Origin of the sequence: Streptomyces tagetis (assembly GCF_018069565.1) — a bacterium.
Lineage (GTDB): Bacteria > Actinomycetota > Actinomycetes > Streptomycetales > Streptomycetaceae > Streptomyces > Streptomyces tagetis.
Genome location: NZ_JAGPNL010000001.1, coordinates 1,446,743 through 1,461,192, shown reverse-complemented (window position 1 = coordinate 1,461,192; position 14,450 = coordinate 1,446,743). Strand labels below are relative to the sequence as shown.

At 76.5% G+C, this 14,450-nt stretch carries 1 protein-coding gene (cut by a window edge); it reads right to left on the bottom strand.

Translation table 11 applies throughout. The features are described from left to right. On the bottom strand, positions 1 to 14,450 hold the 5' portion of the coding sequence (locus J5Y05_RS06285; RefSeq protein ID WP_210868904.1) for a non-ribosomal peptide synthetase. The gene continues 2,911 nt to the left of window position 1, outside the view; 14,450 of the gene's 17,361 nt are visible here — the first part of the coding sequence; it begins with the start codon at positions 14,448 to 14,450; the stop codon falls past the left edge of the window.

Sequence of the window (14,450 nt, the reverse complement as noted above, 5' to 3'; positions counted from 1 at the left end):
TCGACGAGGAGGGCGTCCGGGAAGCGGTCGGCCAGTTCCCGGCAGCTCACCACCAGGGCGGGGGCCGCGTCGTCGAGCATGTACCGTACGCGCTCGGCCGGGTAGCCGGGGTCGACCGGCAGATGGGCGGCACCGGCCTGCTGGACGGCGAGCTGGGCGACGACCAGGTCCACCGAGCGGGGCAGCGCCACCGCGGCGATCGCGCCGGGGCGCAGTCCGGCGGCGATCAGCCGGGCCGCCAGCGACCGGGCGCGGGAGTCGAGTTCGGCGTAGGTCAGGGTCTCCCGCGGGCCTTCGACGGCGGGCGCCGCGGGCCGCGCCGCCACCTGGCGGGCGACCAGTTCGGCCCAGGTCGCCGGTGCGGGCGCGGCCGGTCCGTGCCCGTGGGCGCCGAGGGCGGCGCGTTCGGCGGGCAGCAGCGGGTCGAGGGCGGCGACGGGGGTGTCGGGTGCCTCGGTGAACAGCCGCAGCACGTGCAGGGCCCGCTCGGCGTACCGTTCGGCCTCGGCGGCGGTGAAGCGGCCCGGCTGGTACGCGACGCGCAGGGTGAGTTCGTCCCCCGGTACGGCGACGAAGGTGAGCGGGTAGTGCGTGGCGTCGCGGCCCCGCACCTCGGCGACACCGATCCCGGCGGCCTGGGCGAGGGCGTCCGGCGGGTCGGCGGGGTAGTTCTCCAGCGCGGTGAGGGTGTCGAAGAGCGTGCCGTGGCCGGTGGCCCGCTGGATGTCGGCGAGACCGAGATGGTGGTGGGGCAGCAGCCCGGTGAAGGCGTCCCGGACGTCGGTGAGGAGTTCGCCGAGGGTCTGTCCGGGCCGCGTACGGACCCGGACCGGGACGGTGTTGACGAACAGGCCGATCATCTCGTCGACGTGGGGCACCTCGGCCGGGCGGCCGGAGACGACGTTGCCGAAGACGACGTCCCGGCGGCCGGTGGCGGCGGACAGGACGAGGCCCCAGGCGGCCTGGAGGAGGGTGGCCAGGGTCAGGTCCCGGCTCCGGGCGAAGGCGGTCAGGCGCGCGGTCAGGGCGGTGCCCGCGCGGCGGACGCACTCCTCGGGCAGTTCGGTCTCGTGCCGCGTGTCCGGGGCGAGAAGGGTGGGACCGTCCAGGCCCGCCAGGGCCGTGCGCCAGGCGGCCTCGGCGGCGGGTCGGTCCCGGGTGCGCAGCCACCTCAGGTGGGCGAGGTGGTCGGGCCCGGTGCCGGGGAGTTCGCCGCCTCCGTAAGAGCGCAGCAGTTCCCGGACGAGCAGGGGCAGGGACCAGCCGTCGAGGACCAGGTGGTGCCCGGTCAGGACGAGGTCGGTGCGGGTGGCGTCGCGGCGCACCAGCAGGCAGCGCAGCAGGGGCGGTGCGTCCAGGTCGAAGCGGCGTACGCGTTCGTCCTCGACGCGGCGCCGGGCGCGGCGCTCGGTCTCGCGCGGGCCACGGCGGGTGAGGTCGAGTTCGGTGACGTCCGCGCGGGCCGGCCGCACCCGCCGCGCCCAGCCCGTGCCGGTCCGGGTGAAGCCGGTGCGCAGGGGTGTGTGCCGCTCCACCACCCGCTGGAGCGCCGCCCGCAGCCGTTCGGCGTCGACCGGGCCGGTGAGGGCGAGGACGACCTGCACGTGGTAGACGTCGAGCGCGGCGGCGCCGTCGCCCCGGGCGTCGTACCGGGAGAGGAAGAGCAGGCCCTCCTGGAGCGGGGTGAGGGGCCACGGCCCCTGAGGGTCGAGCCCGGCGGGCGCGTCCGGGGGGTCGGCGGGTTCGCCGGGGCGGGCGGCGGCGAGCAGGCCGCGTACGGTGCGGTGCCGGAAGACGTCCTGCGGGGTGATGAGGATGCCGGAGGTGCGGGCGGCGGCGACGAGCCGGATGGACAGGATGCTGTCGCCGCCCAGGGCGAAGAAGCTGTCGTCTACGCCGACCCGTTCGGTGTGCAGCAGGTCGGCGAAGAGCCCGGCGAGCCGCTTCTCCCCGGGCGTGGCGGGCTCGGCTCCCGCCGGGTCCGCGCCGAGCCGGGGTGCGGGCAGCGCGGACCGGTCGAGCTTGCCGTTGGCGGTGACCGGCAGCGCCTCCAGCGGGTCGACGGCGCTGGGCACCAGGTGGGCGGGGAGGCGCTCGGCGAGGTACGGCGTGAGGTCGGGCAGCGGTGTGCCCGGGTGGGCGGGGACGACGTGGGCGACGAGGTGTCCGGCGCCGGTCGCCGGGTCGGTCCACACGGTGACGGCGCTGTGCGCGACGGCCGGGTGGGCGTCCAGGGCGGCCTGGACCTCGCCCGGTTCGATGCGCCGGCCGCGCAGCTTGACCTGGTCGTCGGCACGCCCGAGGTGGTCCAGTTGCCCGTCGTGCCTCCATCGGGCGAGGTCGCCGGTGCGGTAGAGGCGGGTCCCGGGCGGTCCGTACGGGTCGGCGGTGAAGCGTTCGGCGGTGAGCGCGGCGCGTCGGTGGTAGCCGAGGGCGAGTTGGGCGCCGGCCAGGTACAACTCGCCGGGTACGCCGGGCGGCACGGGGCGCAGGCGGGCGTCGAGGACCAGGGCCCGGGTGTTCCACACCGGCCGGCCGATGGGCACGGCGGTCCGCGTGGCGTCCGCCGCGGTGGTGTGCCGGGCGGTGACGTCGACGGCAGCCTCGGTGGGGCCGTAGAGGTTGTGCAGTTCGGCGTGCGGGGCGAGGCGGGCGACGGCGGTGACGGCGGCGGGCGGCAGTGTCTCGCCGCTGGCGATGACGCGGCGCAGTCCCCGGCAGTCGGCGGGGTCGGCGACGGCGGTGAAGGCGGCGAGCATGGACGGCACGAAGTGCACGGTGGTGACGGAGTGTTCGCGGATGGTCCGGGCGAGGGCCGCCGGGTCGCGGTGGTCGTCGGGGGCCGCGGTGACGAGGGTGGCCCCGGCCAGCAGCGGCCAGAACAGCTCCCACACCGAGACGTCGAAGCTCGCGGGCGTCTTGAACAGGACCCGGTCGTCCGCGCCGAGGGCGTGGGTGTCCTGCGCCCACAGCAGCCGGTTCACGATCGCGGTGTGCTGCACGACGACGCCCTTGGGCCGCCCGGTGGAGCCCGAGGTGAAGAGCAGGTACGCGGGGTCCGCGGGCCGGGGGCCGGGCGGTCGGGGCACGTCACCGGCCGGCGTGCCGGTCGTGGTGGGGTCGAGTACGGGAAGACCGGCCGGGGCGACCCGGCCGGCGAGGGCGCCGGTGGTCACGACGCAGTGCGCGGCGGAGTCGGCGAGCAGGTCCCCGATGCGGGCGGGCGGCAGGTCGGGGTCGATGGGCACGTACGCGGCCCCGGCGCGCTGTACGGCGTGGACGGCGAGGACCAGTTCGGGCGAGCGGGGCAGGGCGACGGCGACCACCCGGCCGCGGCCCGCCCCGAGACCGGCGAGACGGCGGGCGAGACGGTCCGCCTCGTCGTCGAACTCCGCGTAGGACCAAGTGCGTTCGCCGTCCGTCAGGGCTTGCCGCCCGGGTGTGCGGCGGGCCTGGCGGCGGACCAGGTCCGGCAGTGTGGTCTCCGGCAGGGCGCGGGCCTCGCCGGTGGCGGCGGCGAGCACCGCGCGCCGTTCCCGGGCGTCCGCCAGGACGGGCGCCTCGGCAAGGGGCAGGTCGGGGTGGGCGGCGCACCAGCCGAGCAGGGCGGTGAACCGGCGCCCCAGCGCTGCCACGGTCGCGGCGTCGAAGAGGGCGGTGCGGTAGGTGAACGCGGCGAGCAGGTGCGGCTCGCCCGGTCGTTCGACCACCGCCAGTGTCAGGTCGAACTTGGCCCCCTTGGTCTCGACCGGTTCCACGTCCACCGGCACGCCGTCGAAGTCGGCGCCGCGTCCGGGGGCCCGCTGGTGCACCAGGGCCACCTGGAAGAGCGGGTGGCGGGAGAGGGAGCGCTCCGGTTCCAGGGCGTCGACCAGGCGCTCGAAGGGCAGCTCACCGTGGTCGAAGGCGTCCAGGTCGGTGGCGCGGACCCGGTCCAGGAGTTCCCGGAAGGTGGGGTCGCCGGAGGTGTCGGTGCGCAGCACGACCGTGTTGGCCATCAGTCCCGGCACCTCTTCCAGGGCCCGGTCGGTGCGTCCGCTCAGCACGGTGCCGATCGGCAGGTCGGTGCCCGCGCCGTGCGCGGTGAGCAGGGCGGCGAGGGCGGCGTGCACCACCATGAACAGCGTGGAGCCGGTGTCGGTGGCCAGCGCTTCGGCGGCCCGGCGGATGTCACCGGGCACGGTGAACTCCACCGCGTCGCCCCGCTGGTCGACCCCGGCGGGGCGGGGCCGGTCGAGCGGCAGCGGGATCTCGGCGGGGGCGCCGGCCAGGCGCTCGCGCCAGTGGTCGAGCAGGTGCCGCTCGCGGGCGGCCGGTGTCCGTGACTGCCGGAGGCTGTAGTCGGCGTACTGGTGGCGCGGGGGCGGCGGGGTGCCGGTGCCGCGCAGCCGGGCCGTGTAGAGGCGGGCCAGGTCGTCGACGAGCGGGGTGAGGGACCATTCGTCGAAGGCGATGTGGTGCAGGACGAGCAGCAGGGCGCGCTCCTGCCCGGGGCCGTGGAGCGGGTGGACCCGCAGGGGCGGCTCGGACTCCAGGTCGAACTCCTGGCCGGCGAGGGCGCGGGCCGTGGCGACCGGGTCGGCGGTGCGGACCGGGGGGCCGACGGGTGTCCCGGCGGCGGGCAGCACCCGCTGCACGGGGTGTCCGTCGGGCGCGGGATAGACGGTGCGCAGGATCTCGTGCCGCTCCACGAGGTCCTGGACGGCGCCGGTCAGGGCCTCGGTGTCCAGGGGCGCCGCGGGCCGCAGCAGCAGCGGCACGGTGTAGGTGGGGGCGGAGCCGCCGAGCCGGTGCAGGAACCACAGGCGGGCCTGGGCGGGCGAGAGCGGCGGCGTGGCCGGCCGTTCGGCGGCCGTGAGCGGGGCGATGGGCGCCCGGGTGGTGTCGCCCGCGGCGGCGGTCAGGTGTGCGGCGAGCGCGGCCACGGTCCGGGCCTCGAACAGCGTCCGGACGGAGACCTCGACGCCGAGTGCGGCCCGGATGCGGTTGGCGAGGCGGGTGACGAGCAGCGAGTGTCCGCCCAGGGCGAAGAAGTCGTCGTCGACGCCGACGGCCGGGACGCCGAGGACGCTGCCGTACAGCTCGCCGAGGATCTTCTCCCGTTCGGTGCGAGGGGCCCCTCCCCCGGCCGGCCGGGGTGTCCTCGGGGCGGGCAGGGCGGCCCGGTCGAGCTTGCCGTTGGCGGTGAGCGGCAGCGCGTCGACGGTGACGAAGGCGGTGGGCACCATGTGTTCGGGCAGGTCGGCGGCGCAGGCCCCGCGCAGTGCCTCGGCCGAGGCGGTGCCGGTGGTGTAGGCGACGAGTCCGGGACCCGCGGGCAGGTCGGTGCGCAGGACGACCGCCGCCGTGCCCGCGCCCGGGTGACGCCCGAGCACCGCCTCGATCTCGCCGGTCTCCACCCGGAAGCCGCGCAGGGAGACCTGGTCGTCCGCCCGCCCCAGGTACTGGAGCCGACCGGTCGCGGACCAGCGGGCGAGGTCGCCGCTGCGGTACATGCGGCTGCCGGGCGGGCCGAAGGGGTCGGCGACGAAGCGGGTGGCGGTCAGCGCGGGCAGGCCGTGGTAGCCGCGGGCGAGTCCGCCGCCGGCGACGTGGAGTTCGCCCGTCACGCCGGGCGGGACCGGGCGCAGTCCGCCGTCCAGGACGTACAGGCGCAGGTCGTCGATGGCGCGGCCGACGGGGCTCACCCCCCGGCGCGCGGCGTCCTCGGCGCGGGCGCGGGTGAGTTCGTACGCGGTGACGTGGACGGTGGTCTCGGTGATGCCGTACATGTTCACCAGCCGCGGCGGGCGGGGGCCGGTGAGCCAGGGCAGGGTGCGGCCCGGTTCCAGGGCCTCGCCGCCGAAGACGATCCAGCGCAGCGAGGGGGGCACGCCCCGGCCGGGCAGGGACTCGGTGAGCTGGCCGAAGGCGGCGGGGGTCTGGTTGAGGACGGTGACGCGCTCCTCGTGCAGCAGGCGCAGGAAGTCCGGTCCCGACCGGGTCGTCTCGTGCGGGACGACGACGAGCCGGCCGCCGTGCAGGAGCGCGCCCCACATCTCCCAGACGGAGAAGTCGAAGGCGTAGGAGTGGAAGAGGGTCCACACGTCGTCGGGGCCGAAGCCGAAGAGGGCGCGGGTGGCGTCGAAGAGGCGGGTGAGGTTGCGTCGGGTGACCACGACGCCCTTGGGGGTGCCCGTGGAGCCGGAGGTGTAGATGAGGTAGGCGGCGTGGTCCGGGTGCACGGGTGCGGTGCGTTCGGCGTCGGTGACGGGACCGTCCGGGGCACCGGCGAGCGCGTCGCGGACCAGGGGGTCGTCGAGGTCGAGCACCGGGACGCCGGCGGGTGCCTCGGTGCCGCCCGCGGTGACGACGAGCGCGGGTGCGGCGTCCCGGACGGTGTGCGCGATACGGGCGGCCGGGTACCGGGGGTCCACCGGCACGTGGGCGGCACCGGCCTTGGTCACCGCGAGCACGGCCTCCACCAGGGCCGTGGAGCGCGGCAGCAGCAGGGCGACCCGGTCCTCGGGGCCGATGCCGCGGGCGATGAGCGTGCGGGCCAGGGCGTTGGTGCGCCGGTCCAGGGTGCCGTGGTCGACGCTGTGCCCGCCGCAGGTGACGGCGGTGCGCCCGGCGTACGCGGTGACGGCCGCGCCGAGGCGGTCGAGCAGGTCGGGGCCGGGTTCCGGACCGCCGGCCGGGTTCCAGCCGGTGAGCACGGTCCGGCGTTCCTCGTCGTCGAGGACCGGGAGCCGGTGCACGGGCGTGTCGGGGGCGGCGACCGCCGCGCCCAGCAGCCGGACCAGGCGGGCGGCGAGGCGCTCGGCGGTGGCGCGGTCGAAGAGGTCGGCGCTGTAGTTGACGGCGCCGTCCAGGCGGTGCGAGCCGAGGTGCTCGGTGAGGCCCACCACGAGGTCGAACTTGGCGGTCTCGGTCTCCCGCAGCGCGAAGCCGGCCGCCACGCCCGGCGCCGAGAAGGGCACCGCGCCACGCTTGCGGTAGGTGAGCATGACCTGGAACAGCGGGTTGTGCGCGGCCCGTTCGGGCCGGACCGCCTCGACGACCCGTTCGAAGGGCACCCTGGCGTGGTCGAAGGCGTCGAGCGTGGTGGCCCGGACCCGGTCGAGCAGGTCCCGGAAGGTGGGGGCGCCGGTCAGGTCGGTGCGCAGGACGAGGGTGTTGACGAAGAAGCCGACCAGGTCTTCGGTGTGCCGCTCCTCCCGGCCGGCGGTGGGCACGCCGAGGGGGATGTCCTCGCCCGCGCCGAGCGCGCTCAGCAGCGCGGCGAGCGCCGCCTGCACCACCATGAACGGCGTGGTGCCGGTGTCCCGGGCCACTTCGCGCAGGGCGGCGGCCGTGGCGTCCGGGACGGTGAAGGGGACGAATCCGCCGCGGCCGGTGGGGCGGGCGGGCCGGGGCCGGTCGGCGGGCAGTTCCAGGGTCGCCGGGACGCCGCTCAACGCTTCACGCCAGTAGGCGAGTTCGGGTTCGAGGTGGCCGTCGTCCAGCAACTCCCGCTGCCACAGCGCGTAGTCGGTGTGGTCGACGGGGAGCGGGTCCCAGTCGGGCGCCCGCCCGGCGTGGCGCGCGGCGTAGGCGGTGGACAGGTCGGTGAGCAGCGGGGCGACGGACCACTCGTCGCCCGCGATGTGGTGCAGCAGGAGCAGTACGGTCACCCGGCCGGCGCCGGTGAGGACCGTGACCCGCAGGGGCGGGTCGGCGGCCAGGTCGAAGGGGCGCGCGCTCAACTCCGTGAGGCGCTGCTCCAGTTCGGCTTCGTCGCGCACCCGCGCCTGCTCGACGGGCGGCGCCGTGTCCAGGACCCGCTGGTAGGGTCCGTCGCCGTCGTCGGGGAAGACGGTGCGCAGCACCTCGTGGCGTCCGGTCAGGTCGGTGAGGGCGGCGCGCAGGGCGGCCAGGTCCACGTCCCCGGTGAGGGTGAGCACGAACGGCAGGTGGTAGGAGGTGCCGGTGCCGCCGAGGGAGTCGAGGAAGCGCAGCCGGTCCTGGGCCGGGGAGAGCGGGGGCCGGGCGGGGCGTTCGCGCCGGGTCAGGGGCGGGAGGCTCCGGGGTGCGGTGCCGTTGCGGGCGGCGAGTCCGGCGACGGTCGGGGTGTCGAAGACGTGCCGGACGGTGAGGTCGTCGCCGAGCAGCGGCCGGGCCCCGGACACGAGCCGGGCGGCGAGCAGGGAGTGGCCGCCGAGGGCGAAGAAGTCGTCGTCGGCGCCGGGTTCGACACCGCCCAGCACCTCGGCGAAGAGGGCGGCGAGGGCTTCCTCGCGCGGGCCGTGCGGCGCCCGGGAGGTGCGGGCGGCGGGCACGGGGGCGGGCAGGGCCGCCCGGTCCAGTTTGCCGTTGGGGGTCCGCGGGAGCGCGTCGAGCGTCAGGCACAGGGAGGGCACCAGGTGGGCGGGGAGCCGGTCCGTGACGTCCTCGCGGACCTGCCGGGCCTCCTCCTGGTCACGCGGGCCCACGAGATAGGCGACGAGCCGGGGCGCGGGATCGCCCGGCGCGGTGTGGGCGGTCACGGCGGCGTCACGTACCCGCGGGTCGGCGCGCAGGGCGGCGGCGACCTCGCCGGGCTCGATCCGGTGACCGCGGATCTTCACCTGGTGGTCGGCGCGGCCCAGCACCTCCAGCGTGCCGTCCCGCCGCCACCGGGCGAGGTCACCCGTGCGGTACATCCGCTCCCCCGCCGGACCGTACGGATCGGCCGTGAACCGCTCCGCCGTCAGCGCCGCACGCCCCAGGTACCCCTGGGCGAGCCCGGTCCCGGCGAGGTACAGCTCACCGGGAACGCCCGCGGGAACGGGGGCGAGGAAGCGGTCGAGGACGTGGGCGCGGGTGTTCCACAGGGGCCGGCCGGCGTGCGGGGCGGTGGCGTCCCGCCGGTCCAGGGGCGCCGACGTGGACCAGATGGTGGTCTCGGTGGGCCCGTACAGGTTGGTCAGGTCGGCGCCGAGCCCGGCGAGGGCGGTGGCCAGGTCGGGGGCGAGCGCCTCGCCCCCGCACAGGATGCGCACTCCGCGCAGGGCTTCGGGGGCCTCCTCCACCAGGGCACGCCAGAGGGAGGGGGTGGCCTGCATGACGGTGGCCGCGCTGCGGCCGAGGAGGGCGGCGAGCAGCGCGGGATCGCGGACCTCCTCGCGTCCGGCGAGGATCACGGTGCCGCCGGTGACCAGCGGCAGGAAGAGTTCCAGTACGGCGATGTCGAAGCCGACGGTGGTGACGGCGAGGAGCCGTTCGTCGCCGGTGAAGGCGAGCGTGTCCGCCGTGCACAGCAGGAAGTTGGTCAGGGCTGCCTCGGTGACCACCACGCCCTTGGGGGTGCCGGTGGAGCCGGAGGTGTGGATGACGTAGGCCGGGTGGGCGCCGTGCCGGGGCGCGGGCGGGGGCAGTTCGCCGGCGGCCTCCACCCGGGCGCGGAAGGCGGGGTCGTCCGGGTCGAGCAGTCGTTCCGGTGGCAGGGCGCCCTCGGGTGCCCGGGTGGTGATCAGCAGGGCGGGGCCTGCGTCGGCGAGCAGGAGGCGGACGCGTTCGCCGGGGAAGCCGGGGTCGACGGGCAGGTAGGCGGCGCCGGTGCGGGCCAGGGCGAGGAGGGTGACGAGGAGCGTGGTGCCGCGCGGGAGACTGACGCCGACGAGGGTGCCGGGGCCGGCTCCGTGTTCGGCGAGCACGGTCGCCAGCCGGGCGGCGCGGGACTCCAGCCGGCGGTAGGTCAGTTCCTCCGTGCCGCTGACGAGGGCGAGCTTGTCGGGGGTGCGGGCCGCCTGCTCGGCGAAGAGCAGGGCGGGGCCGGTGGCGGGGAGGGTACGGGTGGTGGCCTCGCGTGCCTCCTCGTGTTCGTCGCCGGGCGGCATCCGGAGCGCGGACAGCGGGCGCGTGGGATGGGCGGTCAGCCGGTCGATCACGTGCACGAGGGCGTCGGCGAAGCGCTCCGCGTCCGGCGCCTGCCACAGGGCGGTGCGGTACTCCAGGAGCCCTGCCGCCGTGCCGGACTCCCGGTCCTCGCTGAAGGTGACCTGGAGGTCGAACTTGGCGTCCCCGGTCCGCACCAGCCGGGGCCTGCCGCTCTGGCCGGGCAGCGCCGCGGCGTCGCCGAACTCCTCACGGAGGGCGAAGAGCACCTGGAAGAGCGGGGACACACCGGCGATCCGGGCCGGGTTGACCGCCTCGACGACCCGCTCGAAGGGCAGCTCCTGGTGGGAGAACGCCTCCAGGTCCGTGTCCCGGACGCGTTCCATGAGTTGCTCGGCGCTCGGGTTGCCGCTCAGGTCGGTGCGCAGGGCGAGGGTGTTGATGAAGAAGCCGGGCGCGTCCCGCAGTGCCTCGTCGTCGCGGCCCGCGACCGGGGCGCCGAGGACGATGTCGTCGCCCGCGCCGAGCCGGGACAGGGTCACCGCGAGGGCGGCGTGCAGCACCATGAAGGTGCTGGTGCGGGTGCGGCGGGCCAGGTCGGCCACACGGCCGTAGCGGCGGGTGTCGAGGGTGAAGGCGTGGGTGGCGGCGGCACCGCCGGCCTCGGGCGGCCGGGGCCGGGCCCAGGGCAGCTCGGTCTGTTCCGGCGCGTCGCGCAGTCGTTCCCGCCAGTACGCCAGGTGCTCGGCCTCGTCGCGGCGGGCGGTGCGCCGCTGCCAGAGGGTGTAGTCGGCGTACTGCGCGGGCGGGGGCGTGAAGTCCGGGGCGCGGCCCGTGCCGCGTGCGGCCAGTGCCGCGCCGAGGTCGCGCAGGAGCGGTGTCAGCGACCATTCGTCGGCGGCGATGTGGTGCAGCACCAGAAGCAGGGTGCGGGCGGCGTCGGTTTCGGTGTCGGTGTCGGTGTCGGCGTCGGTTTCGGTTTCGGTTTCGGTTTCGAACAGGTGGACGCGCAGCGGGGGTTCGTGGGCGAGGTCGAAGGGTTCCGCGGCGGCTTCGGCGAGGGCCCCGTCGTGCTCCCGCGGCGTCACGCGGTGCAGGCGTACGGGCGGCTCCAGTGCGGCGGGGTCCAGTATCCGCTGGCAGGGCTCCCCGTCGGTGACCGGGAAGACGGTGCGCAGCACCTCGTGCCGCAGCAACAGGTCCTTCACGGCGGCGGTGAGGACGCCCGGGTCCGGCGCCTCGGTGAGGCGGACCGCGAGCGGGATGTTGTAGGCGGCGCCCGCCCCTTCGGCCTGGTGCAGGAACCACAGGCGGCGCTGTCCGGGCGAGAGCGGCAGCCGGTGCGGCCGGGGCTGCGGCACCAGGGGCTCGCGGGCGCCCCGGGCGGCTTCGACGGCACCGGCGAGCCGGGCCGGTGTCGGGTGGTCGAAGAGGGCGCGCACCGCCAGTTCGACCCCGGCCTCGGCGCGCAGGGCGGTGGTGAGGCGGGCGGCGCTCAGCGAGTGGCCGCCGAGGGCGAAGAAGTCGTCGTCGGCCCCGGCCTCCGGGATGCCGAGCACCCGGGCGAACAGGCGGCAGAGCGACTCCTCCGTGGCCGTCGCCGGCGCGCGTCGCCGTTCGTCGGTCGCGGCACCGGCCTGTGGCAGTGCGCCGAGGTCGGTCTTGCCGTTGGGGGTGCGCGGCAGGGCGGGCAGGGCGTGGAAGCGGGCCGGCACCAGGTGGGCGGGGAGCAGGCGGGCGAGGTGGGCGCGGAGTTCGGGCTCCTTCGCGGTGCCGGCGTGGAAGGCGACGAGGGACGGTTCGGCGGCGGCGCCCGTCGTCCGGGCGACCACGGCGGCCTCCCGTACCCCGGGGTGCCCGGCCAGGGCGGCGGCGACCTCGCCGGGCTCGACCCGGTGACCGCGGATCTTCACCTGGTGGTCGGCGCGGCCCAGCACCTCCAGCGTGCCGTCCTCCCGCCACCGGGCCACGTCCCCCGTGCGGTACATCCGCTCCCCCGCCGGACCGTACGGATCGGCCGTGAACCGCTCCGCCGTCAGCGCCGCCCGCCCCAGGTAGCCGTCGGCCACGGAGTCCCCGGCGAGGTACAACTCGCCCGCGACGCCCGCCGGGAGGGGGGTGAGCCGGGTGCCGAGGACGTAGGCGCGGGTGTGCCGCAGCGGGCGGCCCACGTGTGGGAGGGCGCCCTCGTCGAGGACGGCGGCGGTCGACCAGACGGTGGTCTCGGTGGGTCCGTACAGGTTGGTCAGGTCCGCGCCGAGTCCGGCGAGACGGCGGGCGAGGTCCGGTGGCAGGGCCTCGCCGCCGCACAGGACGCGCACTCCCGACAGGGCACCGGGGTCGGCCTCCGCGAGGACGCGCCACAGGGAGGGCGTGGCCTGGACGAGGTCCGGCCGGTGGGTCCGTACCAGGGCGGCGAGCGCGAAGGGGTCCCGTACGTCCTCCCGGGCGGCGAGGATCACGGTGCCCCCGGTGACCAGTGGAAGGAAGAGTTCCAGCGCGGCGATGTCGAAGGACACCGTCGTCACCGCGAGGAGCCGGTCACCGGGGCGGGGGTCCAGCGTCCCCCGCACCGCCGCGAGGAAGTTGGCGAGCGCGCCGTGGGAGACGACGACGCCCTTGGGCCGCCCGGTGGAGCCGGAGGTGTAGATGACGTAGGCGGTGTCCCCGGGGGCGTGCCGGGGCGTCGGGCCGCCCACGGGGCCGTGGCCGTCCGGGGCGCCGTCGTCCCGGGTGACCTCGTCGTCCCGGGCACCGTGGTCGTCCCGGGCACCGTGGTCGTCCCGGGCACCGTGGCCGTCCGGAGGGCCTTGATCGTCCGGAGCGCCGTCGTCGTCCCGGGCGCCGTCGGGCGTGCCGTCGGGGGCGACCGCCACCTCGGGTACGCCGCTGTCCCGCGCGCCCGGGGCGTCGGTGAGCAGCAGCACCGGCTCGCTGTCGGTCAGCATCTGCCGCAGCCGGTCGTCCGGGTAGGCGGGATCGAGCGGTACGTAGCCGGCGCCCGCGCGGACGACGGCGAGCAGGGCGATCACGAGTGCCTCGGTGCGCGGCAGGCAGACGGCGACGAGGGTGCCGCGGCCGGCGCCGCGGGAGCGCAGCAGGCGGCTCAGCGTCTCCACCCGCCGGTCGAGTTCCGCGTAGGTCAGCTCGCGGTCGCCGCTGCGCAGGGCGGGTGCTCCGGGGGTGCGGAGGACCTGTGCGGCGAAGGCGCGGTCCAGGACGGGTGCCCGGTCGGGTGCGTCGGGCCCGTGTGCCCAAGTCCCGGTGAGGAGGTGCCGTTCCCGTTCGCTCGCCAGGGCGAGCCGCCCGGCGGGGGTGTGCGCCGGGGTGTCCGGGAGCCGGCGGAGCAGGTCGGTGAACCGGTCGGCGTGCGCGGTGAGTTCGGCGTCGGTGTAGCGGGCCGGGTGAGCGTCGAACGTGAGGTCGAGGCCGCTGGTGCCGGGCTGTCCGCTGACGCTGACGGTGAGGTCCTCGACCGCGCCGGCCGCGAGGGAGTGCACGGTGCCGGTGCACCGGCCGAAGGAGAGCACGGCGGGGAAGGGCTTGATGTTGACCTGCGGTCCGGCGAGACGCCTGCCGTCTCCGAAGAGGCCGAGGTCGCGCCGGAGTTGTTCGCCCCGGTAGCGCTGGTGCCGGCGCACGGCGCGCATCGCCAGGGTCACGCGGCGCAGCAGCTCCGCCGGCGTCTCGCGGTCGTCGACCGGTACGCGCAGCGGGACGACGTTGACCGCGGTGGTGGGGACGCGGAGCAGGGCTCCCTTGGTCCGGTTGCTGACGGGCAGGCCGATCACCGCCTCGCGGGTGCCGGTGAGGCCGGTCAGGTAGAGCGCCCACGCGGACAGCACGGCCTCCGGCCAGGTGGCCTTGGCCCGCTGGGCGAACCCGGCCAGCGCGTCGGCCGCCGAGGCCGGCAGGGCACGTCGCCGGCGCCGGAAACCGTGCGCGGCGCCGGGGAGGGGTGCCTCGCCGAAGGTGACCGGGTGGGGCCGGTCGGCGAGTCGGCCGCGCCACCATCGCCCGTCGGCGCGCTCCTCCTCGGAGCCCGTGTACGCCCGGTCCTCGGCGACCGCCTCGCGCAGCGAGGCGCTTGTGCGCGCGGGGGGTTCGGTCCCCGTGTCCAGGGCGTGGTAGAGGCGGGCGACGCGGTCGGCGAGGAGATGGAAGCCGTAGCCGTCCAGGAGGATGTGGTGGCAGCGGTGGTACCACAGCCAGGTCGTCTCGCCGGTGCGCAGGAGGGCGTGCCGGTGGAGCCTGCCGTGTTCGAGGTCGACGGGGACGGAGCGTTCCCGCTCCATCCAGGCCAGGGCGGCGGACCGGGGATCGTCCTCGCCGGTGAGATCGAGGACGTCGGGTTGCCGCGGGGGGACGGCGCCCGGCCGCTGCCAGACCCGTTCCCCGTCGTCGTCCGCCTCGACGAGGAAGCGCACTGTGAGTCCGTCCGTCTCCGCCACGGCGTCCGTCACGGCCCGGCACAGCAGTCTCGCGTCGAGCGGGCCGGTCAACTCCACGTATTCGGCGGTGAGGTGGGCGGGGCTGGCGGGGTCGAGCCGCTGGGCGGTCCACAGGCCCTGCTGGGCCGCGGTGAGCGGCAGACGGTCGAGGTCGGTGGTCAT